Annotated in this window: 17 protein-coding genes and 1 pseudogene; 4 read left to right on the top strand and 14 right to left on the bottom strand. The window is 56.7% G+C overall.

Annotated elements, in window-relative coordinates:
• Nucleotides 1-1,274: 1,274 nt before the first annotated feature.
• Nucleotides 1,275-4,429: pseudogene (gene acrD, locus JZM24_RS12320) on the bottom strand (multidrug efflux RND transporter permease AcrD).
• Nucleotides 4,430-4,644: 215 nt separating this feature from the next.
• Here acrD and nudK point away from each other — a divergent pair.
• On the top strand, nt 4,645-5,229 hold the full coding sequence (gene nudK, locus JZM24_RS12325; protein WP_215669825.1) for a GDP-mannose pyrophosphatase NudK: 585 nt from the start codon (nt 4,645-4,647) through the stop codon (nt 5,227-5,229).
• Nucleotides 5,230-5,674: 445 nt separating this feature from the next.
• Here nudK and JZM24_RS12330 read toward each other — a convergent pair whose 3' ends face one another.
• The 8 genes from JZM24_RS12330 to JZM24_RS12365 all read right to left on the bottom strand — a co-directional run bounded on the left by JZM24_RS12330 (nt 5,675) and on the right by JZM24_RS12365 (nt 13,002).
• Complete coding sequence (locus JZM24_RS12330) at nt 5,675-6,646, bottom strand: ankyrin repeat domain-containing protein (protein WP_215669826.1); 972 nt, start codon at nt 6,644-6,646, stop codon at nt 5,675-5,677.
• 1,293 nt (nt 6,647-7,939) lie between these two features.
• Entirely contained in the window at nt 7,940-9,082 is a 1,143-nt protein-coding gene (locus JZM24_RS12335; protein WP_312885008.1) for an ankyrin repeat domain-containing protein, read from the bottom strand.
• Nucleotides 9,058-10,344, bottom strand: coding sequence for an ankyrin repeat domain-containing protein (locus JZM24_RS12340; protein WP_215669828.1), 1,287 nt, complete (start codon nt 10,342-10,344; stop codon nt 9,058-9,060). Before JZM24_RS12340 ends, JZM24_RS12335 begins: the two co-directional genes overlap by 25 nt.
• A complete protein-coding gene (locus JZM24_RS12345; RefSeq protein ID WP_215669829.1) occupies nt 10,256-10,690 on the bottom strand; it encodes an F-box protein in 435 nt (144 codons plus the stop codon). Before JZM24_RS12345 ends, JZM24_RS12340 begins: the two co-directional genes overlap by 89 nt.
• Complete coding sequence (locus tag JZM24_RS12350; RefSeq protein WP_215669830.1) at nt 10,650-11,240, bottom strand: hypothetical protein; 591 nt, start codon at nt 11,238-11,240, stop codon at nt 10,650-10,652. Before JZM24_RS12350 ends, JZM24_RS12345 begins: the two co-directional genes overlap by 41 nt.
• A 52-nt stretch (nt 11,241-11,292) precedes the next feature.
• The gene (locus tag JZM24_RS12355; protein ID WP_215669831.1) at nt 11,293-11,730 is read right to left on the bottom strand and encodes a hypothetical protein; all 438 of its coding nucleotides are present in this window, start codon (nt 11,728-11,730) and stop codon (nt 11,293-11,295) included.
• A 78-nt stretch (nt 11,731-11,808) separates the two neighbouring features.
• Nucleotides 11,809-12,045, bottom strand: coding sequence for a hypothetical protein (locus tag JZM24_RS12360; protein ID WP_215669832.1), 237 nt, complete (start codon nt 12,043-12,045; stop codon nt 11,809-11,811).
• 6 nt (nt 12,046-12,051) lie between these two features.
• Nucleotides 12,052-13,002 carry a hypothetical protein gene (locus JZM24_RS12365; protein WP_215669833.1) on the bottom strand — a complete coding sequence of 317 codons (951 nt, stop codon included), beginning with the start codon at nt 13,000-13,002 and terminating at the stop codon, nt 12,052-12,054.
• A 2,246-nt stretch (nt 13,003-15,248) separates the two neighbouring features.
• On the opposite strand from JZM24_RS12365, the gene JZM24_RS12370 reads away from it, so the two are divergent.
• Entirely contained in the window at nt 15,249-16,556 is a 1,308-nt protein-coding gene (locus JZM24_RS12370) for an ankyrin repeat domain-containing protein (RefSeq protein ID WP_215669834.1), read from the top strand.
• Nucleotides 16,557-16,808: 252 nt separating this feature from the next.
• On the opposite strand, the gene tkt is transcribed toward JZM24_RS12370, so the two are convergent.
• The 4 genes from tkt to hemF form a co-directional block, all read right to left on the bottom strand.
• A complete protein-coding gene (gene tkt / locus JZM24_RS12375; protein ID WP_215669835.1) occupies nt 16,809-18,803 on the bottom strand; it encodes a transketolase in 1,995 nt (664 codons plus the stop codon).
• Between the two features lie 15 nt (nt 18,804-18,818).
• A complete protein-coding gene (gene tal, locus JZM24_RS12380; protein ID WP_215669836.1) occupies nt 18,819-19,769 on the bottom strand; it encodes a transaldolase in 951 nt (316 codons plus the stop codon).
• Between the two features lie 224 nt (nt 19,770-19,993).
• Nucleotides 19,994-20,449: a YaiI/YqxD family protein gene (locus JZM24_RS12385; protein ID WP_215669837.1), complete on the bottom strand. Its 456-nt coding sequence runs from the start codon at nt 20,447-20,449 to the stop codon at nt 19,994-19,996.
• Between the two features lie 4 nt (nt 20,450-20,453).
• On the bottom strand, nt 20,454-21,368 hold the full coding sequence (gene hemF, locus JZM24_RS12390; protein ID WP_215669838.1) for an oxygen-dependent coproporphyrinogen oxidase: 915 nt from the start codon (nt 21,366-21,368) through the stop codon (nt 20,454-20,456).
• Nucleotides 21,369-21,621: 253 nt separating this feature from the next.
• On the opposite strand from hemF, the gene JZM24_RS12395 reads away from it, so the two are divergent.
• Nucleotides 21,622-22,047, top strand: coding sequence for a GNAT family acetyltransferase (locus JZM24_RS12395; RefSeq protein ID WP_215669839.1), 426 nt, complete (start codon nt 21,622-21,624; stop codon nt 22,045-22,047).
• Between the two features lie 42 nt (nt 22,048-22,089).
• Here the strand turns inward: JZM24_RS12395 and JZM24_RS12400 are convergent, their stop codons facing one another.
• A complete protein-coding gene (locus JZM24_RS12400) occupies nt 22,090-22,485 on the bottom strand; it encodes a YgiW/YdeI family stress tolerance OB fold protein (RefSeq protein WP_215669840.1) in 396 nt (131 codons plus the stop codon).
• Between the two features lie 150 nt (nt 22,486-22,635).
• Here JZM24_RS12400 and JZM24_RS12405 point away from each other — a divergent pair, with 150 nt between their 5' ends.
• The gene (locus tag JZM24_RS12405) at nt 22,636-23,229 is read left to right on the top strand and encodes an RpoE-regulated lipoprotein (protein WP_312884982.1); all 594 of its coding nucleotides are present in this window, start codon (nt 22,636-22,638) and stop codon (nt 23,227-23,229) included.
• Nucleotides 23,230-23,448 lie beyond the last annotated feature (219 nt).

Consider the following 23,448-nt stretch of genomic DNA (forward strand, 5'->3'; position numbering starts at 1 on the left):
ACCGGAGACGACCAGAAACCCTGCAGCCGATAATACAGGGCCGGGAAAGTGTGACTGGGCTTGCCAGGGCTGCCGCCAGTATTGTTTATCCTTGAGAACTATTAATGCATTATAATATATAATGATATTATTTTGAGCACGCGGCGGCGGCGGCGCCAAGGGTATTGGCTAATGCGTCGCCAAAAGACGTCTCACGAAAAAGCACAATGGTGAGGTTGGCTTATGAATAACCGCCATCGCGTAGGGGCCGACTATTATCCACGCCGGGATCGGGTAGGCCCTGTTCTCCGGTGTCCTAGGCTGCTTGAGGCAGCCAAATCCCTTTTTGACGAGTGCTGCGCAGGGATAAGCCTGGAGCAAATCGCGGGTTAGGCAGAGGAGAGCGGGGCGCTTTACCGTCACTTTCCCACCGGTGATGCGCGCATCGCACGGGGATTGACGATGTGGACGCTATGCTGCCAGCTGCGCAAGCAGGGGAGAAATACAGCGCACGTCGTTGCAGATAGCGGCGGAGGTAAAAGGTTAATGCGGCGGGGTAATAATTGTTAATTCAATTAAAAGATATCTTATAAATTATATGCAATCTATTTTATTTTTACTGAATAAATGACTTGGGTGCCCGGTTTCGGTGCCTAATGAGTTCGTTTTCTTCATTACGAGTCCTATTTTGTGCGCTCAAGGGTATTATTGGTATTGGGCGCTGGGTATAATACCATCAAGATTAAGATGAGGTGGTTATGTTAGATAAAGAATTAGGCAATTAGAAAGCTTTCATTGAAGCCATGCTGCGCAACCAGCAACAACCAGTAACGGTAAACGCATAAAGATCCACGGTGAGATTTAATTGCGCGTGACAGAATAAAGCACAGCGATCGCGCCGCCGGTCATTTTTTTCGGGTGCTCTGCCCGGTTTTGCTGTCCCTGATATACTGCGTTGCACGGTCGTTTTTTGCGTCATATTCCCTGCTGCGATCACGCCATGGCGTTGCCGCTACCTGATTGTCCTTCCCACGTCTATCCTCTAAGTTCCCTAGGTTCTTTAAGTTCAGGAGTTCCAGACAGCCCTTTAAGTTCCGGCAGCCTCAAAGCCCGAAGCCCCGAAGATCGACAGTCGCGAGAGTGGCATCGGCAGAGAAACGTTATTGTTTACCCGACAGGGATCGGGCTTGAATAAGCGACACGCGCGTCGTCATCGGTTGGCGTGCTATCGGCATGGGCACTCTATGCAAAGAGATGTTTTGCGCCGGCAAACGCCCCCGGCGCGGACCCGGGCATCACGCCTCGGGCTCTTCCTTATGCGCGTCGCTGTCGGTAGTCGGCACCGCCGGCGGCGTCCCGGGCGTCAGCGGGAAACGTCGCCTGATACAGCGGAATGAAAAAAATCGCCAGGAAGGGTAGCGCTAAGCATCCCGCCGATGACGCCGGTGCCTACCGCATGCTGGCTGGCAGAGCCGGCGCCTTGACTGCTGGCCATCGGCAGTACGCCGAAGACGAACGCCAGCGATGTCATCACTATCGGCCGTAAACGCATTCGCGCCGCCTCAAGCGTCGCCTCCATCAGCGCCAGGCCGCGCAGATGCAGCTCATTGGCGAATTCAACGATAAGGATTGCATTTTTGGCCGACAGGCCAATGACCGTTAACAACCCCACCTGGAAATAAACATCATTATCCAGACCGCGGGACCAGGTAGCGCCCAGCGCCCCCAGCACCCCAAGCGGAACCACCAGCATGACTGAGAAAGGAATCGACCAGCTCTCGTACAGCGCCGCCAGACAAAGGAACACCACCAGCAGCGAAATGGCATAGAGCGCCGGCGCCTGGGCGCCTGACAGCCTCTCCTGATAAGACATGGCGGTCCATTCCAGCCCGCGCACGCCCGGCAATTGGCGCACCAGCTTTTCCATTTCGTCCATCGCGGCGCCGCTACTGACGCCGGGTGCCGCTTCGCCGACAATCTCAAGCGAGGCATAGCCGTTATAGCGTTCCAATATCGGTGCGCCATATTCCCAGCGCGAGCTGGAAAAGGCCGAAAAAGGAACCATGCTGCCGCTGCTGTTACGGACATACCAATGATAGATATCCTGCGGCAGCATGCGGTATTTGGCCGCTGCCTGGACATACACACGCTTAACCCGTCCGCGATCGAGGAAGTCATTGACGTAGCTGGAACCCCAGGCGGTTTGCAGCGTGCTGTTAATATCAGCCACTGACACCCCAAGCGCCTGGGCTTTGCGCTGATCGATATCGATCTGCAGTTGCGGGCTGTCATCAAGGCCGTTATGCCGCACGCGGGTCAGCAACGGTGAATCCGTCGCGGCGGATAACAGCTGATCCCGCGCCGCCATGAGCGCATCGTGACCGATGCCGCTATGATCCTCCAGCATCAAATCGAATCCGGCGGCATTGCCCAGCCCCGAAATGGCCGCCGGGTTATTGGCGAGCACCTTCGCCTCGGGGATCTTGTTGAAAGCTTTTGTGGCGCGTTCGATAATGGCAAACGATGAGCGGTCGGCGCTCGTGCGATCTTCCCAATTTTTTAGCCGAATGAACAGGCGTGCGACGTTCTGACCATTGCCGCCGGGACCGGCACCCACCGTGGAGAACACCGACAGCACATTATCTTTTTCTTGGGTCATGAAGTATTTCTCGACCTTCTCTACCACTTTCAGCGTCTGTTGCTGCGTGGATCCGACCGGCAATTGCACCTGCGCCATAAACAAACACGCCGCGATCCTCATCGGGCAAGAACGAAGTCGGTAGATGGATAAACATCCAGGCCATCACGCCGACGAACAAGGCATATAACAACAGCCAGCGGCTGGCGCGCTGTATTACGCCGGCGACGCCGCGCTTGTAGCGCAGCGCGCTTTGATTAAAACAGCGGTTAAACCAGCCGAAAAAACCGCGCCGGCCGTGATGTTGTCCGGCGGGAACGGGTTTAAGCAGCGTGGCGCACAGCGCGGGGGTCAGTATCATCGCCACTAATACCGATAACACCATCGCCGCCACGATTGTTACGGAAAACTGGCGATATATCGCACCGGTGGTGCCGCCGAAAAACGCCATCGGCACGAATACCGCGGATAACACCATTGCGATGCCGACCAATGCGCCTTGGATCTGGCCCATGGATTTGCGCGTGGCCTCACGCGGAGAAAGCCCTTCCTCACTCATCACCCGTTCGACGTTTTCAACCACCACGATGGCGTCGTCCACCAGCAGACCGATGGCCAGCACCATCGCGAACATAGTGAGGGTGTTAATACTGAAATTAAATAAAGCACCGCGAAGGTACCCAATAGAACCACCGGCACGGCGATAGTGGAAATAAGCGTGGCGCGGAAGTTCTGTAAAAAGAGGTACATTACCAGAAACACCAGCACGATCGCTTCGCAGAGGGTTTTCACCACATCGCGGATCGAAGCGCTGACGAACGGGGCGGTTTCGTAGGCGATTTTCGCCTCCAGACCGTGGGGAAAGAACGGCGCCAGTTCCGCTATTTTCTTTTTCACCGCCAGATTGGTTTCCAATTCATTGGCGCCGGAGGCCAATTTAATACCCATGCCTGATGCGGCCATGCCGTTATAGCGCGTCAAATAGTCATAGTTTTCCGACCCCAGCTCCACCGTGGCGACATCGCCGAGGGTGATATAGGAACCGTCCGGATTGACGCGCAGTGTAATGGCGCGGAATTGATCCGGCGTTTCAAGCTGCGCCTACGCATTGATAGTGGCGTTAAGGGCTTGATTATCCACCGCAGGGGTTCCGCCCAACTGGCCCACCGCCACCTGGCTATTTTGCGCCTCAATGGCTGAAACCACGTCATCGGTCGTCAGGCTGTAGTTATTCATTTGATCGGGGTTGAGCCAGATGCGCATCGCATACTGTGAGCCATAGGCATCAATACTGCCGACGCCGCTTACCCGGCTTACCGGATACTGTACTTGGCTGACTACATAGTCGGCGATATCCTGTTTATCCATGGACCCGTCGGTAGAGACAAAAGCCACCATCATCAAATTGGTGTCGCCGGTTTTGCTTACGGTCACCCCCTGGCTTTGCACCGCCTGCGGCAGGCGGCGCGGCGCGGCCTGCAGTTGATTTTGCACCTGCTGCATTGCTTCGTTGGGATCGGTCCCGGCGAGAAAAGTCAGCGTGGTGGTGGCTCGGCCGGTGTTGGTGCTTTGTGACGCCATATACAAAAGATTATCGAGGCCGGTCATGTTCTGTTCGATAATTTGGGTAACGGTGTTTTCCAGCGTTTGTGCAGAGGCACCGGGATAATTAGAGGAAATACGAATCGTCGGCGGCGCCAGACGGGGATATTGCTCTATCGGCAGCGATATGATGGCCATCACGCCAGTCAGGCAGACAATAATTGCCAGTACCCAGGCAAAAATCGGGCGATCAACAAAAAAATTAGCCATCCAGTCATAACCTCAAGGCAATAGCTTATGTGGTCGACGCTGCGTAACCCTGTCGCGCCGGTGCCCTGTACTTTACCCGTCTGCCACGGATAAAACGTGGAGAAATAAAGGAGATATTGTAAAAAACTGATCCCTCAGACTGGCCTGACGCCGCGAGGCGTATTAGGTTATGATCATTTTTACGCTATTCTCCTGAAACAACCATCGGAAAGATTATGTCTTTTAAGATTAAGATCATTGAAAATACGTTGTTATCGCAGCACTGGTTTGTTCTGCGTAAGATTGTTTACGATATGATAAACAAAAATGGCGGCAGCCAGCGTCAGATGCGAGAAGTGTACGACTGCGGTAACGGTGCGACAATATTGCTTTATCACCGCGGGAAAAACAGTGTGGTGTTAATCCGCCAGTTCCGCATGCCGACTTACATCAACGGTAATGCCGACGGTATGCTGATAGAAACCTGTGCCGGGCTGCTGGATGAGGATTCTCCCGAAGACTGTATCAGGCGCGAAGCGATGGAAGAAACCGGATTCGCAGTCGGAAAAGTGGAAAAACTCTTTGCGGCTTATATGTCCCCCGGCGGCGTCACCGAGCTGGTTCATTTCTTCGCCGCCGAATATGACGATACTTCGCGCCGCGGCGCCGGCGGTGGGGTCGAGTACGAAGTTATCGACGTCTTGGAAATATCTTTCCCGGAAGCACTGACGATGGTGCGCGATGGCCGCATTTGCGACGGTAAAACCATCATGTTGCTGCAACAGGCGCAGCTTCGCGGCTGGTTGTCGCCGGCAGACTAATGGATTAATGTGCTGATGTCTGATGGCTGATGGGTCAATGGGCTAATAGGCTAATGTGCCAACGGGGCAGTGGTCTCACGGCCGTGGCACAAGCGGCGCCTGGCGTACGACAAGGACGCCTGACGCAGTGCATCCGCGCCCGGCGCGCGTATGGTGTCGTCGGGTGTGTGGGAAGGGCCATCTTAGGCGGGACTAACGACCACCGGCGCGAGGAAAACGAAATCCCGCGCGGGAGACGACCAGCGGCGTGAGGAAAACGACAGCCAACGCGCGGGAGATGCCGTTTCGTGCCGGGCTTGCGGCAGCCTGCCGGGGCGTCGCGGGGCGCGGCGATGGAGCATCATGGTGGCTGCTTCGCCACAGGGCGCGCCAGCGGCCGTTTCCCTCGCCGGGGTAGGCGCACGGTCGTTCTGTGTATCTCCCCCGTTGCTGATCCGCCCGCGTTTTAATGGATTTTCTGATAGCGCCGATCGCGGTGCTCAAGGATCAAACGAACGATTTGATCATACCCTTGCGATAAGGCGCACATCGCAGGCGTCAAGCCGGCATGATTTGTCTCATCCACATCGATATCCGCCGCCTGCAATAATCGCCGCGCCATCGCCGTCCTGCCGTTGCAGGCCGCCACATGCAGGGCGGTGTTTCCCGCCTGATTCATCGTGTTTACCGCCGTACCGCTTTGTGCCACCAGACTCCTGACGCAGGACAAGCGTCGATGCTGTACCGCCAGGTGCAGCGCCGTGTTGCCCTGATCGTCTTGTAACGCGGCGTTGACGGCCGGGTGGGCCAGAATATTCAGATGCAGCGCCGGATTTTTCTTTTTTATTGCCAACATCAGCGCCGTCATACCGTTCTGATCTTGGCGATTCACGTCGTTACGCAAGTCGTTGAGCAGCAGCGCCTGCCGATCCACCTTACCGTTAGCGGTTGTGCTCATCAGCGGAGTGACGCCGTAGATATCGGCGCGATTAACCTCGATATCCTCCCGGCAGAGCAGTGCGGCCATCGTAGTCGTCCGGCCGGTATCGGCGGCCAGCCACAGCGCGGTCCGATTCTGATTATTGCTGCGGTTGACATCGATTCCCGTCACACCCATCAGCGTCTGGCATAGCCTGGCGTCGATATGGTGTACCGCATACATCAGCGGCGTCCAGCCACCGTTATCCGGTTGATTGACCGCCTTGTTGCAGCAGGCGGCTATCGTTTCCAGCACGGCAAGATCGCCCGACATGGCGGCAAGGTGCAGCAGCGTTTCCCGGTTTGGCGTGACCACCGAGAGATTGGCGTTATGGCTGAGCAAAATATCAACTATTTCAGCGCGCCCGTTGCGCACGGCATGCTGCAACGCCGTGAAGCCGTTGGCATCTGGCGCGTCGATCTCCTGGTTATAGCGCAGCCAAGCGTTAACGCAGGTCATGTCCCCTCGTTACGCCGCTTCCGGCAGGGAAATCGGAAGAGGCGCCGGCGGGGTATGCCGCACGCCGGCGTACCCTTGGCGGCAGCGTGATACCTCGTGCAGGGGGAGAGTGACCGGTGGATGGCGCAATAATGCCTCATCCCGGCGCATGGGCAGTGTTCGTTTGGTGTGCGTTGCTGTCCGCCGGAGTTGTTGTTCAACGGGGGCCGACCGGGGGGTCACTTGCAAAAGCGGTACTCCCATACTGAGGCAGGCCGGCTGCCGGGGCGACGACGGCAGGGTGCCCCACGGCGCTCTGCTGGAGAGTGGCCCGAGCGCCGAAGGGGTGGGCGACGAAGACGACGCCGGCGCGGTACGCATGCCGCGTACGGCACCCAAGCCCCGCGGATAGCCCGTTTGGGTCATCACGCGGATGTCGGGGGCGGCAGCCACGGCGCAAAGTTGGTTCAGCAAAAGCAGACTCATTAATACTATGGGTATCGGCAGCGAAGGGAGGGCATTTGCCCGCCGTGACTCATAAGGGAATAACGTTTGACGACGTTTTTTTTAGCGGGGGGCGGTGGACGGAGCTGATGTATTCCAATATGGCGGCGATAGGAAGACAATCCATTTAACATATATTCTCCTATTAACATTCCATGTTATTCGCGTTGTGCGTATTGGGGGGCGGTGAAAGTCAGAGCACTATATCCCAGTTTTAATGCCACCAGATGAATTAACTTCTTTCTTATGGCGACCTGGTACTTGGCGGGGGGAGGATAATAACGCTTGCCATTAAAGTTAATGCATTATATTGGCGCTGCTCGGTTGCGACCTGGAGACAATTATATTACCCGCACCCCGCATCCTGCTGCGCCAGGCCTGTTCTAGCCAGGGTAGGCCGCCATCGCCGCGAGGGCAACCCTAGCCACGCCGGCAATAAGCCTCATTTTAAAAATATTATCGCCAATAAAAATTTTAGATGGCAGTGGATAAATATCTCTGCAGTTTCTGATTTTCCGGTGAAAATAAGCAGGCATAAGACGAAGTCTTATTATATTTCTATTTTTCAACAGAGTTACATTTAATAATGTCTGAAGGTAATGTAAGCGTAACAGAAAATTTCCCTCGGCTGGCTGAGATGTTTTTGTTGAGAAAAAACGGCCGGAAACGATATGCTGGCTAGCGGCAGAATAGCTGTTCTACTGTTGACGTAGTCAACGTAACTGACGTGCTTGACGTGACTGATCCGCGAGCCCCCCTTAGTGGAACACGGCGGCGTACCGCTGTTCCTGGCCTGAAGAGTGTTAGAGGTCAGCGCATCGATGCCGCGCCGGCGATGTAGCGATCGAGCAGCACTGCAATAGTGGGATGTTGCCCCTGCTGCGCCAGGGTAAAGGCTGTACGGCCGGCGTTGTCCTTCTGTTGGATGTTGACGCCCGGCACCGACAGCAGCTGTTGCACCGCCTCGGTATGGCCTCTTTCCACCGCCAGCGACAGGGCGCTCATACCGCTGATGTTGCGCAGATTCAGCGCGGTGGCGGGGTGCGTCAATAGTTCGGCGATTGCCAAGTGATGGTTACCCTGCGCCGCTCGCATTAACGGTGTGAAGCCCAACTGGTCCGCGCTGTTGATTTCTATTCCCCCCTGGCCCAGCAATATCTGCACGATGATCGCATTGCCGCGTTTCGCGGCGTAGGCCAAGGCGGTAGCGCCGCGCCGATCACGGCGATTCACGTTAACCCCCGGCACACGCAGCAGGCTGATCACATTCAAGGGAATATCGCTTTCGACCGCCCGCATTAAGGTGGTTTCGCCAAACGCGTCGGCGTTATCCAGCGCAATGCCCGGCGCATTCAATAACCGTAGCAGACACAGCAACCGGTCCTGGCTGACAGCCAGGCTAAGCGCACTCTGGCCGCCGTCGCGCGAAGCATTGACGTCCAAAAGCGGATTTTTAAGCAACTGATCCACCAATTCGGCATCGTTGATATCTACCGCTCGCATTAGCGGCGTAAAGCCGGTGAGTTCGGCATCATTAACGTTAATATTCGGCAATTTCAACAAGCGTAAGGCGAGGTCGCGCCGTTCGCACGACAGCGCCAGCGACAGGGCATTGAATCCCACATGGTTGCGCTGGTTATAGTCAATGCCGGGAATCTTCAGCAAAACTTCTACGCAGCGGCGATGATTATTGCGTACCGCCAATAGCAGCGCGCTGTCACCGTTGTGACGGGGTGCGTTGACATTGCAGCCAGGTGCGGAAGCGATGGCGCGCACGATACTGGCCTCGCCGTTCTCGGCGGCTATCATCAGTGCTGACATACCTTGTTGATCGGCAGCATTAATAGCGATGCGCGGCTGCGCCAGCAACAGACGTACCATCCCGCTGCGGCCGTACTGTGCGGCCTGAATCAGCGGCGTATGCAGGTTCAGGTCGGCGAGATTGACTTTGATGCCCTTTGCAAAATCGCGGGGTGATCCTCGTTGGTGGCCAACAGCAGGGCACTGGCGCCGTTGTAATCCCTCCGATTGACATCAATTTTTCGTGCAGCCAATAATAGCCGCACCGCTTCGTGATCATGGCGAATAACCGCCATTATTAACGGGGTCAGCCCTTCATTATTGCCGCTATTTATCTCAATGCCCTGGGCACGCAGCAGGCCGGGAAGCATGCCGGTACGTCCTTTACGAACGGCAATCGCCAAGGCCGTATTGCCGGAGAGATCGCGCAGATTGACATCGAGCCGCGACTGGCGCAGCAGAGCATGGGTTATTTCGCCATGATTGAGTTCCAGCGCATACATCAGCGCTGTTTGACCTTGATCGTCGGCGGCATTAAGATTGACGTCGTTCAACTTCACCAGCAGGCGTACCGCCTGTTGATGACCTTGCATGCTGGCCTGAATTAATGGTGTCACGCCATGTTCGTCGACGGTATTGATCTCGCGATTCGGTATGGCATTTAACGCTCGAAGAATGCCCACATTCCCCTTGCCGGCGGCCCAGATCAGCGCGCTGGCTTCCTCGGTATCTCTGAGGTTGATATCAATGCCCGGTTTGGCCAGCAGCAGGGTGACCAGCTCGCTGTATTCATGGTTTATTGCGTGCATCAGCGCGGTCATACCGCAATTATCCGCGGCGTTGATGTCAAGATTGGCGAAGGCCAATAGGGCGCGGGCGATAGGCATATTGCCAGTCTGCGCCGCCATGATAAGCGGAGTGGCATCGCGCAGATCGCGGATGTTGACGTCAATACCGGTGGAGTGCAGCAGAAGTGAGGCAATATCGCTCCGATCCTGGCTAACGGCCAAGAGTAAGGCTGAGACCCCATGATGATCGTCGGCATTGATGTCGATATCCGGCACCGTCAGCAGCTGACGGACATGGTCAGGTAAGCCGTGCTGTACCGCATTAAGCAAAGCGAAACACCCCTCATGATTAAGGGCATTAACGTTTATGCCGGGCTGCGTCACCCGCGCACTGAGCAGAGCGCTGTCGCGGTGTCCCGCAGCGATAAGCGTGGCGGTATTGCCGTGGAAATCTACCGCGCCGGTATCGACCCCGGTGACCGTCAGCAGAGCGCCAAGCAGATCGGCACGCCCGGCTTGTACCGCGAACAGCGGCAGGCTAACGGCTTCCTCGAAGCCGGCGATAGAGCCGGCATGGGTGCTGAAAAATTGCACGGCCGGGACGTTGCCGGCGCGGGCGGCCACCACCAGTTGCGCCGCCTGGGCGTTGGGCGCTGAATTGCTTCAAAATGCGCACCGCTTCCTGCCGGTAGCGATCGCTGAGCTGCGCGATGGCAGCCAGGCTGGTCAATTCCAGCTGACGAAGAATATTCTCGACCACCTCGTCTGGTAAACCATCAAGGGATTGCGTCTGCGTTGCCGCATTTGCAGCCCACTTGCGTGCCGCCACCTTGGAGCCTTTCCCCCCCAGCCCTTGGGTACGAATATTGCGCAGGTGAACGACCAGTTTTTTTGGGACTTCTTGCAGTACGCCTTCGGGACTGAGGGTATATTTAATACCGCTGACATCGCCGCTGTAGGGATTGAGGCGCACAAAAATGGTAGGTGTTCCCTCCCAGCGTGACCAGGGGAACTTCGCGGTCTAGCCCGGGTAGCCGTCCGGTACGGTAGACCGGTGCGACGGGCGGCATCGCCGTCAAAAGCCGCGCGTCAAAACGGCGTATCACATTGCCAATCGATGGCAGAGCCGGCTGCAGGAAACGTGCGAAGTCGATGAGCCGCGCTGCGCCGGCTCGACCAATATAGCCGGCCAATTCAAAGCCGGGATCAAGGCTGCGCAGGGACGCGATGCCTAGAGCAGCAAACGCTCGCGGCGTTAATTGCCGCGCCGCGGGCAACATGCCGTGGCGCACGAATACCGCGCCGCCCTGTTTCAGCGCCGCCGTAAGCAGTTGTTCGCAGGCCATGACCTTGACCGCACGGCGAACAAGCCTCCCCGGCCCAGCGCGGCGCCGAAACGCAGGATTATCGCCGATGACCGGGATTAACGATAGGGCGTCAAAGGCGCAGGGCTGCAGCGCGTTAGCCGACTCGCCGCGGCGCAGCAGGCGTATGCAGTCGTAGAAGGGTACCAGCGAGAGCAAAAAGTCCAGCGCCTTATCGCGAAAGGTGACGTCATAACCTTGCTGACTACAGTTAAGTGCGAAACTGCGCCTGATGGTGGCTGGCCAGGGACATCGCCAACGCTGCCAGCGGCGCGCCGGGGTGCTTCAGAGTCACTTCCTGCAGATGTAGTTTCAAATCGTAGCGCTTATCGGGGTAATGCCGTGGCGCGGGAAACAGGGATTGGTAACGGCTGTTGTCGCGATCCACTCGCGCCAAAAGATATTTGCCTTGCTGAAGCTGGAGCGCATAAATGCGCTCGTCTTGCTGCTGGCGCGCGACCAGCAATTCCACCCCGGGAAGAAGCTCCAGCACCAGGTCCAGCACCGATTGCCCGCTGAAATGCAGACCGCTTAGCTCGAAGGCAGAAAACGCGGCCACCGGCGAGCGCTCCGCTCGCGCGAAAATGACCTGCGCCTGGCGGATAAAATCGCGCTCAACCTCGTCCATTCGGGCGAAAGTGTCGCTCAATATGAGCATTTCAACGGTAGCGTATTGTCGAGCCAATGCGGCGTTTTGTCGTTCAAACCGCTCATCGATGTCGGGCAGCTAGGCTAAATCTTGCCGCTCGCTCGACAGACAGGCACCGGACCAGGAGCCATGGGCGTTGAGGTAGTTTTCGGTGTCGGCCTGTAACGCTGCCGCCGCGTCGGCGCCAGCCAGCTCGGGGCAACGCTCGATAAGCGCCTCTTGCGCCAGCCGGAGGCGGCTGCGCCAGGCGTCCAACGCCAGACCGAACTGACGCACGGGATCGTTAGCCAGCATGTCGGCATCCACATCAAGCATAAAGCGTTATAAGGCGCGCGAGCGCAGTTCCTCTTCCGGGTAAGCGGCCTCGGGAGAGTGATAGCGATAACGCAACAGTGCGGGAAGCTGAAACAGTTCAAGATATTCCGGCAATAGCGCGCGGGTCGATAGCGCCAGCGCCAGCGAGAAACCGAGATCGATGGCTTCATCTACCGACAGGGCGGGGAGGGGGACGTGCTCTCCTTGAGTAACACCGGCCACTGCTGCCAGGCGTAACCCCGCATGGGCATAGCCCCAACGCAGATTCAGAACGGAGAGAGCGCTCCAGCGGCGATCTCGTGGCCAACTTACCAACGCTGGCGCCAGCGTGCCCGCTACCCCCTCCAGCAAGTATTTACGCGTCGGGTAATTCAACGTGCCGCCCTGGGTGTCGTGTTGGTGCAACAACTGATGTAGCCGGTGACGCAACTGCCAGACCAGAATGGCGTGCGGCGATGGTCGGCGTCCAGCGTCCGCCACCTGGTCTGCCAGCAGTGCCTCGAAGGTCTGATTGAAAAGTACGTCCGTCAACCAGCCGTCGAACAGCTGTCGTTGCGTCTCGGGGCTGAGACATTCCTCGGGATTGGCGCCGTAGAGGCCAGCCGGGCGCAATAGCTCTTGCACCAGTTGCGTCAGGTGCGCCGGTCGGCGGGCAAATTTTACTACATGATTAATCCGTTGACGAAGCGATAACACGTCTTCGTCCTGCGGTTCAAGCCGGCGATGCTGCAGCAGTAGGGTGAAGATGGCACGTGTTTGCGCCTCACGCAGCGTGGAAGTCAATGCAAGCGTGCCGGTCGCGGATGGCGAGACCACGGTGGCGGGCGTCCGGCCACGGCCAGCGAAGGACTGCGCTGCAAAGCCGATTTGCGCCGGGGGGGTGGGCGATGGCGCAGAACCGATATTGTCCAGTGGCGGCAAGACGGTGAGTGAACCTTCATCGCGCGGGCCCACCACCAGCGACAGCGCCTGCGCGCCGTTTCTTGGCGCCGCCAGGGGCTGAGGCTCCGCTTGCCTGACTTGGGACGGCGTCCTTTCAGGCGCCGCCGGCGATAGGGGCAATAAGGCGAATTCATCGCTATTGGGCAGCGTCGCGCTTAAGGGAGACGCAGCGCTGGAAGACGACGTTACGCTTGAGGGAGACGCAGCGCCGGGAGGCGACGTTACGCTTGAGTGAGACGCAGCGCCGGAAGGCGACGTTAGGCTTAAGGGAGACGCAGCGCTGGAAGGCGACGCCGTACGAGAAGGCGGTCCGGCTGGATGGGCTAACGCGTGTGGTCTCGTGACAGGCGTGTCTATGTCTCGTGTCGTGGATGTCGTCGCTTCTGGGCGATGAAACTGCGCTACGCCGGGCGGGCCAGGTGTCAGCGATCTCACCCGCCAGAGGGACGATCCCCTGTTAAGCACCGTCCCCTTGCTAAAGGTTGCGGTGTTCGCCGGCGGATCCCGTCTGGGCGCCTTCAGCGGCACGGGGCGGCGACCGAGAGCTGGTACCGGTTGTAGCTGCACAGAGAGAAGCGCTAGAATAAAAATATTCGCCATGGCTTGATGATAGCCACTGTGTTTATCGTAGTTAGCCGCTTTGCCTGCCGTTGACCATGGTGGCCCGCGCTGGCGTTTGACGTTTTTCGGCAACGGACTTGTTTGCAAATCATTATAATATCGTCCAATACATTTACGATGACGGTAAATACCGGTCGGCATATACGATCTCCAGAATATTAACTGTTATGGAGAAAAAACGTTAAGCATTATAACTGGAACGGTTAAATTCATTAATTACGCCTCGGTGCGCGTTTAAGGTGACCAAAAACGTGTTGTGTACATTGCTAACAACTGTCGTTGTCGGTGGCATGGTGCCGGTGTGTAGACGCTGTCGAACGTAACGTGCGGTAGTGTGTGGTAAGACAAGGGGCCGCCTGATCGGTTATTTTGATTGTTGCTAACAATGATTTGTTATTAAGTGCAGCAGGGATGTTTTTACACGGTTTTTCGTCCTGAAACGCATTAGCGAAATTAACGAAATACCTTTGACATTAATGTGGTTATAACGAGCTTTGTCAATAATAAATCGAATTTTTATGGCATTAATCGATTCGTTTAGCATTAAGTCTGTGGCAACTGCGGGCGAATAAAAAAGGCGATCATTATTAAAGCTCAGTTAAAACGCGGGCGCAAGGCTAGGCAGAGGTAGCGCTGGACTAGAGGGCAATGCGTATTGCGCAGAAGCCGTCCGTGGTCTCTGGGTCATGACGCCCGCCCGGCCCGCCAGGCTGTTACCGATATCTTGACGGAGGATGTTCTGACTCTGCCACTCCCCGACAAAATCGAACGGCGAATGCTGCATCAAAATAATTTACAGCCGCATAAGTTGCCTCGCCGCGGACTTAGGCTGTGTATGACTTATCGCCAGCCGCTGAGAATGAAAATATCATTTTCTGTGGGTTTATTTCTCTCTGCCCTGCCATGGCTGTCAATACGGGTGTCGATCTGTTACGAAGGCTGTAGAAGTTTTTTCTAATTTAGCATGATGGAATGATTAAAATGTTAAAGCCAATGAGTTTGTTAAATCAAAGTGGGCCAGTATTCAACTTTTAATGTCTTTTATTGCTCGCCGTGTTTTATAATTCGCCCTCAATTACTCGCTATTATTACCGCAGTATATTGTCTCTTGTGTTGCGTTATTTCTCGGATTTCGACCAGGGGTTCTCTTGGAAAAATGTTAATGCATTGCGATGAGAGATATTTGGGATATAGTCCCTGACTGTTAGCCCATTCGATAGTTTAAAGATTATGATGAACCCTTAAATTAAAGAAGAGATGTGATGATTGCAGAATTATCGTCCTACCGTCGCCAGATTGGCAGCCACCATAACCGCCAATTACAACCGGACAATGCGTATCGCGCTCCCTTGTCGAGAAATGACCAAAATAATGCCCGCACTGTGCCATCGCGGTATATGCCGCTATTTATAACAGGCTTGCTACTCACCAGCCAAATAACCCAAGCGCTTGCAGTACCTCTAGGCGTTTCGCGGGGGCCGCATGGCACGCCATCACGCGGTGCTGGCGCGTTGCGCACCGTCAGACAGACATGCACAGCACCTCCCCCGAGCGAAAGTTTCGCGCCGGCGGCTCACGCCCCGGGCGCGGGACGCACGCCATGGCAACCCGTATTTCCCCGCCAGTCAGACGGAGATAACGTGCTTACCATTCTCCCACGCCCGGACGAAGCGCAAGCGCCGCCGGCACGCGCCGCTGCACGTAAAAAACGCCTTTCATCAAAACACCCTGAGTCGGTCTATTTTCCTGGTTGTAAACCTCTATCAGAACGCCTAAATCTAACCCTACCCGCGTCGCAATGCAGGCCCGTCACCGCGTCGCGTTGTCGGCCCCGGCCCCTGGGCGCGGCAGTGGCCTCCCCCGCGAGGTTACCTTTCTCGCGCGCGCAAGCCGCCAAGGAGGGGGATGTCGATTGCGTTGATGACTGCTTACGCGCGGGTAGCGCCGTCGACCAACCTGATGAAAATAATTATACGCCGCTGCAGTTGGCCATAAAAAATGGCCACCTCGCCGTGGTGGAGCGCTTACTGAACCATAACGCCAGCCTTTCGGTTGTCACGGCGGACAGGAACGCCACCGTGCTGCATTTGGCCGCACACGCCGGGTGCCCCGAGGTGTTGACACGGCTGGCCGATGTTGCCAAGGACTATATCAATCAGAAGGATAGCTGTGGTTGGACCCCATTGATGATTGCCACGCAGTGGCCCGACCCCACACTGTGCTCAACCCTGCTTGAGGTGAAGGGAATCAATGTCAACCTCACCAATACTTATCATCAAAGCGCCCTGTGGTTAGCAACCGCCCATGGCAGCAAAAAGGTCTTTGATCGGCTGCTTCAATGCCAGGAGGTTGACGTTAATCTTGCCGATATCTATGACAATACTCCGCTGATGGAGGTGGTCAGAAATGGTACAAATTACCGCCTAAACCAACTTCTTAACAACACAAGGATAAATATTAACCGGCAAGATAATCAACACAAGACTGCGCTAATGCTGGCGATTGAAAAGAACAAGCCCCGGATGTTTGATTCATTACTTGCGGCTGACGGGCAAGACACCAGCCTCCCGGGGTGGTCTGGCGAAACGGCGCTGCATATGGCGGTGAAATCGGGCAATTTAAGCTACGTTCAGAAACTCATGGCCAAAAGCACTGACGAGATTAACGCGACGGATTATGAGGACAACACCCCGCTGCATATGGCGGCCTGTGCTGGCTACCAGGCCATCGTCGAGCAATTGCTTACGGCAGAGGGTATCAACGTCACGCTTAAAAACCGTGACGGGGAAGATGCCCAACGTTGCGCCGTTTCTCGAGGTCATATCAACACAACTTTGGTGATAGACAACTATATGATTAAACATAATATCAGCTCCATCGACGACGGGGAGGCCGGCGATGAGATCGCCATAGATTGGCGTGGGGCGACCCCGGCGCCATTGACGTAAGGCGCCCGCCATGTGCCGGCAACCTGCGCCATACCGAGAGCGGCCCCTGATGTGCTGTTGTGCCGGCAAATGACGCGAACCAAGGAAACCCTGTCCAGTGAATGCGGTTTTGGCTGCGCGAGAAAGCCTTTTTAATCGGAACCTTAGCAATGCAGGCGTAACGGTGTAGTGGATACTTGACGCAACTAAATAAGGGGATAAGACACAAAACGCCGGAACCCGAGGGTCGCCGGCGTAAGATGTGGCGAGGACTTATTTCAGCAGCGAACGCGCTTTATTCAGTACGTTCTCTTTGGTGAAGCCGAACACCTTGAACAATTCCTCTGCCGGTGCCGATTCACCGAAGGTGGTCATGCCGACAATCTGCCCGTTCAGACCAACATACTTGTACCAATAGTCGGCGATACCGGCCTCTATAGCGACACGCGCCGTAACCGCTTTCGGCAATACCGACTCGCGATAGGCCTCGTCCTGCAAATCGAAGACGTCGGTGGAGGGGAGCGATACCACGCGCACCTTGCGCCCTTCATCCTTCAACTGCTGATAAGCGGCCACCGCCAGCTCCACTTCCGAACCGGTCGCGATGAAGATCAGTTCCGGCTGTCCTTCGCAATCTTTCAACACATAGCCGCCGCGGGCGATATCCGTCAGCTGCTGCGTCGTGCGATCCTGCTGCGCGAGATTCTGACGCGACAAAATAAGCGCGGTAGGACCGTCGTGGCGCTCGATGGCTTTCTTCCAGGCAACCGCCGTTTCCACCTGATCACAGGGACGCCAATTGCTCATGTTCGGCGTCATGCGCAGGCTGGCCAACTGCTCGACCGGCTGATGGGTCGGGCCGTCTTCACCCAGGCCGATAGAATCATGGGTATAAACCATGATGTGGCGCGCTTTCATAAGCGCCGCCATGCGCACCGCATTACGAGCGTATTCGACAAACATCAGGAAGGTGGCGGTATAGGGCACAAAACCACCGTGGTGGGCGATACCGTTACCGATAGCCGTCATGCCGAATTCGCGCACGCCGTAGTGGATATAATTACCGGCAGGATCGTCGGCAATCGAGGCGGATTGCGACCAGATGGTCAAATTACTGGGCGCCAGATCCGCCGAGCCGCCCAGGAATTCCGGCAGCATGGGGCCAAAGGCTTCCAGTGCGTTTTGTGAGGCTTTACGGCTGGCAATCTTCGCCGGCTTGGCCTGCAGCTGTTCAATGATTTTCTGGCTTTCCGCCTGCCAATTCGCCGGCAGCTCACCGTTCATACGGCGTTTGAACTCGCGCGCCAGTTCGGGGAACGCTTTTTCATAGGCGGCGAATTTATCATTCCAAGCCGCTTCTCTCTGCTTGCCCGCCTCTTTCGCGTCCCAGCCTTGGTAAATTTCCGCCGGGATGACAAAAGGCGGCTCGTTCCAGCCCAGCACTTTGCGCGTAGCGGCGATTTCGTCGTCTCCTAAAGGTGCGCCGTGGGCACCGTGGGTGCCGGCTTTGGTCGGCGCGCCGAAGGCGATGACGTTTTTACACATCAGCAGCGATGGTTTATCGGTGACGGCGCGGGCGTTTTCGATGGCCGCCTTGACGGAATCGCTGTCGTGGCCGTCCACGCCGCGTACCACATGCCAGCTATAGGCTTCAAAACGGGCCGCGGTGTCATCGTTGAACCAGCCTTCAACGTCGCCGTCGATAGAGATGCCGTTATCGTCGTAAAACGCCAGCAGTTTGCCCAACTTCATGGTACCGGCCAGCGAGCAGACTTCATGGGAAATGCCTTCCATCATGCAGCCGTCGCCGAGGAAAACATAGGTATGGTGATCGACAATCTCATGGCCGGGACGGTTAAACTGCGCCGCCAGCGTGCGCTCGCCGATCGCCAGACCGACGGCGTTGGCAATCCCCTGGCCCAGCGGCCCGGTGGTGGTTTCCACGCCATCGGTATAACCGTATTCAGGGTGCCCCGGGGTTTTGGAATGCAGCTGCCGGAAGTTTTTCAATTCTTCCATCGGCAGATTGTAACCGGTGAGATGCAACAGGCTGTAGAGCAGCATTGAGCCGTGGCCGTTGGACAGAATAAAACGGTCGCGATCGGCCCATTTCGGGTTGGACGGATTGTGGTTCATGTAATCGCGCCACAGGACTTCGGCGATATCCGCCATGCCCATCGGCGCGCCGGGGTGGCCGGAATTGGCTTTTTGCACGGCATCCATGCTTAACGCACGGATAGCGTTGGCAAGCGCTTTTCTTGATGTCATTAGATGCTCCAAAGGTTACAGTTTTGCCGACAGAAGATCTTCCAGGCTCTGTTTGTCAACCGCGAACTGGCGGATACCTTCGGCCAGTTTGTCCACGGCCATCGCATCCTGGTTATGTTCCCAACGGAATTCCGGTTCAGACAGCGGCGCCGGCTGATGAAAACCTTCGGTGGAGGGGGACAGTTTACGCTCAACGCGCGCGTCGGCTTTATGCAACTCTTCCAGCAGGGCGGGGGAGATGGTCAGGCGATCGCAGCCGGCCAGCGCCAGAATCTGTTCCACTTTACGGAAGCTGGCGCCCATGATGACGGTTTGATAACGGTGCTGTTTATAATAATCGTATATTTTGCGCACCGAGACCACACCCGGATCCTCGTCAACCACGTACGGATCGAGCGGTTTACGTTGGTTGTACCAGTCATAAATGCGGCCGACGAACGGCGAAATCAGATACACGCCGGCTTCGGCGCAGGCGCGCGCCTGGGCGAAGGAGAATAGCAGCGTCAAGTTACAGTTAATCCCTTCTTTTTCCAGCTCTTCAGCGGCCTTGATCCCTTCCCAGGTGGAGGCCAGCTTGATAAGAATACGGGATTTATCGATCCCCTGTTCCTGATACAGGGCAACCAGTTTGCGGGCCTTGGCCACACACATGCCGCGATCGAAGGAGAGGCGCGCATCCACTTCGGTAGAGACACGTCCTGGTACGCTTTTGAGAATCTCCACGCCGATATTGACCGCCAATTTGTCAGAGGCGTTGATAATCTGGGTTTCGCGGATGCCGCCCTGTTTGCGGGCATAGGCCAGCGCATCGTCAAACAGCGGTTGATAGGCGGTGAGGCTGGCGGCTTTCAGGATCAGGGACGGATTGGTGGTGGCATCTTGCGGCGTATAATGGCGGATGGACTCGATGTCTCCGCTGTCGGCCACGACGGTGGTAAATTGTTTCAGACCTTCCAACTGGTTCATTTCTCTACTCCATGAATTGAATACTATCACCCGCATAAGTGACGGTTAACTTTAGGATAACACTGCATCAACAAGACGTAGAATGAAATACGCTTTTTCTGATTATTATGATGACTCTAATCGATGGCCGCGCAGAAGGCAGCGACCGGATAAGTCGGCGCTGTCGCGTAAGGTCAACAATCTACTTTATCTTCTCATAAATAATTGTGAAAGAGTGCTATATATTAACGCCGCGCCTGAACCTGGTGCAGCCATTTATCCAGCTGGCGCGCAAATTCCTGGCGCTCGCGCTGCCCGAGCGGCGGTGGACCCCCTGTTTGGATGCCGCTGCCGCGCAGGGTATCCATAAAATCGCGCAGGGTGAGTTTCTCGCGAATCGTGGCCTGCTGGTAAAGTTCGCCGCGCGGGTTAAGCGCCAGCGCCCCTTTTGCCAGCACTTCCGCCGCCAGCGGAATGTCGGCGGTAATCACCAGATCGCCTGCGGCGGCGCGTTTGACGATTTCGTTGTCCGCCACGTCGAAACCGGCGGCCACGCGCAGCGTGCGGATAAAGCGAGATGGCGGCGCCGGCAGCGATTGATTGGCGACCAGCGTGGTCTGTATTTCATGCCGTACTGCGGCGCGAAACAAAATCTCTTTGATGACCCGCGGACAGGCATCGGCATCCACCCAGATTTCCATGCTGTTACTCCTTAAGCCAATCGCGGGCCGGCAAAAAGTCGCGGTACAACGCGGACTCTGGGCTGTCGGGTGCCGGATCGTAGTGATATTGCCAGCGGACCAGCGGCGGCATCGACATCAGGACTGATTCGGTTCGGCCACCCGATTGCAGACCGAATAAGGTGCCGCGGTCCCAGACCAGATTGAATTCGACATATCTGCCGCGGCGGTAGAGCTGAAACTGCCGCTCGCGCTCGCCCCAGGGATGGGACTTGCGCCGCTCGACGATGGGCAGATACGCATCCAGATAGCCCTGACCCACGGCGCGGCTGAAGGCGAAAGCTTGGCTGAAGTCCGGGGTGGATAAGTCATCGAAAAACAGCCCGCCGATGCCGCGTGCCTCGTTGCGATGCTTGAGAAAAAAATAATCGTCACACCAGCGCTTGTAGCGAGGGTAGACCGTGTCGCCAAACGGCTGGCACAGGGCCTGCGCCGTGCGGTGCCAGTGGACTGCGTCCTCGTGAAAACCGTAAAACGGCGTGAGATCGAACCCGCCGCCAAACCACCATATCGGTTCCGCCCCCGGTTTTTCGGCGATAAAAAAACGCACATTGGCATGGCTGGTTGGAATGTAAGGGTTCTCTGGATGCACCACCAACGACACGCCCATTGCCTGATAGGAACGCCCGGCCAATTCTGGCCGATGAGCGGTAGCGGAGGCCGGCAGGGCGCCGCCATACACCCGTGAAAAATTGACGCCGGCCTGCTCGAAGACTCGGCCCAGGCGCAACACCCGCGTCCGTCCGCCGCCGCCTTCGTCGCGCTGCCAGAGATCTTCATGGAAAACGGCGCCGCCGTCGGCGGCTGTTAACGCCGCGCAAAGGGTCTCCTGCAGCGTCAGAAAAAAGGCGTTAATATGTTCGATATCCGGTTGTTCCATCGCTAAAATCCCTGTGTGTAAGCGGCGAAAAGGTGAGGCTACGCCAGTATAACGCCGGCGGGGCCGTAACACTAACCGTGCGGGCCAAAACGGCGCCTGAACGGGGAGGACGCCTCCGGTGGGATGAACCACGGCTGTCTCAATGAGATTTCGGGCGAAAGAGTCATAAACTGCCCCGTAGTTATTTGCCTTCATCGTAAATAACGTGATAATCAGCTTAATCATTCATTACTCTGCACCGGCGGCGGCTATTATGGAAATTCGGGTATTTCGTCACGACGATTTTGAAGAGGTGATTACGCTATGGGAACGCTGCGATTTGCTGCGGCCGTGGAACGATCCCGAAATGGATATCGAGCGTAAGCTGAACCATGATCCCGATCTTTTTCTGGTGGCGGAAGTGGCCGGAGAAGTGGTGGGGTCGATCATGGGCGGCTATGACGGCCACCGCGGCGCCGCTTATTATCTGGGAGTGCACCCGGATTATCGCGGGCGCGGCATCGCCAATGCGTTGATAAGCCGCCTGGAGAAGAAACTGATAGCCCGCGGTTGCCCCAAAATTAATCTGATGGTCCGCGGCGATAATGATGCGGTCATCAGCATGTACGAAAAACTCGAATATGAAATGCAAGACAGCGTGCTGCTGGGCAAACGGCTGATTGAAGATCAAGAGTATTGAGGCGGGGCGACGCCGGCGGGGCTGCGGTGTCGCCTGGTACGCTTACTGTTTTTGCAATTGCTGAACGTCGACCGTTTCCCCGTGCGGGTCTTTATGCAGCGTACCGCTTACGATGATGAGATCGTCGGGGGAGATATCAGCCCCGCGCCAGCCGTCCGGGGCGATGTGCAGCGCCAGCGAGCCGGTTTTATCATGCAATTCAAAACTGTCCTTACCCAACTGTCGGTGAATATTGCCGATCAGGGTCACCCATGCGCCATCGCGCAGGGTTTTTACCTGCTTTATCGCGGTAGGGCGCAGGTCTTCCACGCCGCGAATACCGCTGTCTTGTTTTTGCGGCGGCGGCGGGGCTTTGTCGGGGTGGAAACCGCCGTCGGGGGCGGCCAAAACGCAGGGGCTGAACAATGCTATCAGCAGCGTGAAAGTACTTTTCTTCATCCGAACTCTCCTTTTCTATCAACCTGATTTGTCTGGCTGTGGCCGGCCAGGGATAGTAACATCACCAGATTGAGGCCATGTCGATACCCCTTAAGCATGGCACAGCGCCGCCGATTTGCGAGCCGGCGCGGTAGCGTTATTCAAGGAGAAATGATGAATTTGTTCCGTCCATTAATCATTGGCCTGCCTCTTGTGCTGGCCGGGTGCTCGACGCTATCCGGCCTTTCCTGGTCAAGCTTTTCCCCTTTCCATTGGTTCGCCGAAAGCCGCAAGGTGAGCGATCAGGGCGTTGGCTCTATCACCGCCGCCACGCCGATGACGCAACCCGCCCTGGAGAAGGCGCTGGACGGCGATTACCGTTTGCGCGGCGGTATGGAAACCCGCAACGGCGAGATTGTCAGCGTTTACCAGGCGCTTGCCAAGGATCAGGTCAAACTTACCGCTTACGGGCCATCGTCCGGCCGGGTTGCCGAGGTAGTGGTGACCGATGAGGCCATCGAAAGCGCCTGGGGTGTCAAGATTGGCACACCGTTCAGCGCGCTCGACCAGAAAGCTTATGGCGCCTGCAGCAAGGGCAGCGGCGAAGATCGCGACGCGGTGGTATGCCAAGCTCCGCAAAGCGCTCATGTCAGTTACGTATTTAAGTGTATCTGGCACGGACCCGAATCGCTGATGCCGGCCGATGACCAACTGCGGACCTGGCAGGTGAGCAAAATTATCTGGCGTGCATCCGCCGCGCGCTAAGCGCCCGCGCAGCCGTTTTCCCGGAATGTGTCCGGCCTTGGGCGCCCGCCAGCGTCGGCCGTAGGCTGATGCTCCTCATGCCGGGCAGCGGGGTTTTCAAACGTCGGCCGCGGCTGAAAATTCCTCCTGTTAACCGCGTGGCGGAGTTGGCAAGCGTTGGCCGCGGCTGAAAGTGCCCCTTGTTCATCGGCGTCGGGATGCTCAAGCTTAGACCTTCGG

Source organism: Candidatus Sodalis endolongispinus, assembly GCF_018777395.1.
In the GTDB taxonomy this organism is placed as follows: domain Bacteria; phylum Pseudomonadota; class Gammaproteobacteria; order Enterobacterales; family Enterobacteriaceae; genus Sodalis_B; species Sodalis_B endolongispinus.

Bases quoted from the DNA above. Each gene is read 5' to 3' on its own strand.
- nudK (WP_215669825.1), top strand. From the start codon at position 4,645: ATGTCTTTTAAGATTAAGATCATTGAAAATACGTTGTTATCGCAGCAC.
- JZM24_RS12330 (WP_215669826.1), bottom strand. From the start codon at position 6,646: ATGACCTGCGTTAACGCTTGGCTGCGCTATAACCAGGAGATCGACGCG.
- JZM24_RS12360 (WP_215669832.1), bottom strand. From the start codon at position 12,045: ATGCTTGATGTGGATGCCGACATGCTGGCTAACGATCCCGTGCGTCAG.
- tkt (WP_215669835.1), bottom strand. From the start codon at position 18,803: ATGACATCAAGAAAAGCGCTTGCCAACGCTATCCGTGCGTTAAGCATG.
- tal (WP_215669836.1), bottom strand. From the start codon at position 19,769: ATGAACCAGTTGGAAGGTCTGAAACAATTTACCACCGTCGTGGCCGAC.
- JZM24_RS12385 (WP_215669837.1), bottom strand. From the start codon at position 20,449: ATGGAAATCTGGGTGGATGCCGATGCCTGTCCGCGGGTCATCAAAGAG.
- hemF (WP_215669838.1), bottom strand. From the start codon at position 21,368: ATGGAACAACCGGATATCGAACATATTAACGCCTTTTTTCTGACGCTG.
- JZM24_RS12395 (WP_215669839.1), top strand. From the start codon at position 21,622: ATGGAAATTCGGGTATTTCGTCACGACGATTTTGAAGAGGTGATTACG.
- JZM24_RS12400 (WP_215669840.1), bottom strand. From the start codon at position 22,485: ATGAAGAAAAGTACTTTCACGCTGCTGATAGCATTGTTCAGCCCCTGC.
- JZM24_RS12405 (WP_312884982.1), top strand. From the start codon at position 22,636: ATGATGAATTTGTTCCGTCCATTAATCATTGGCCTGCCTCTTGTGCTG.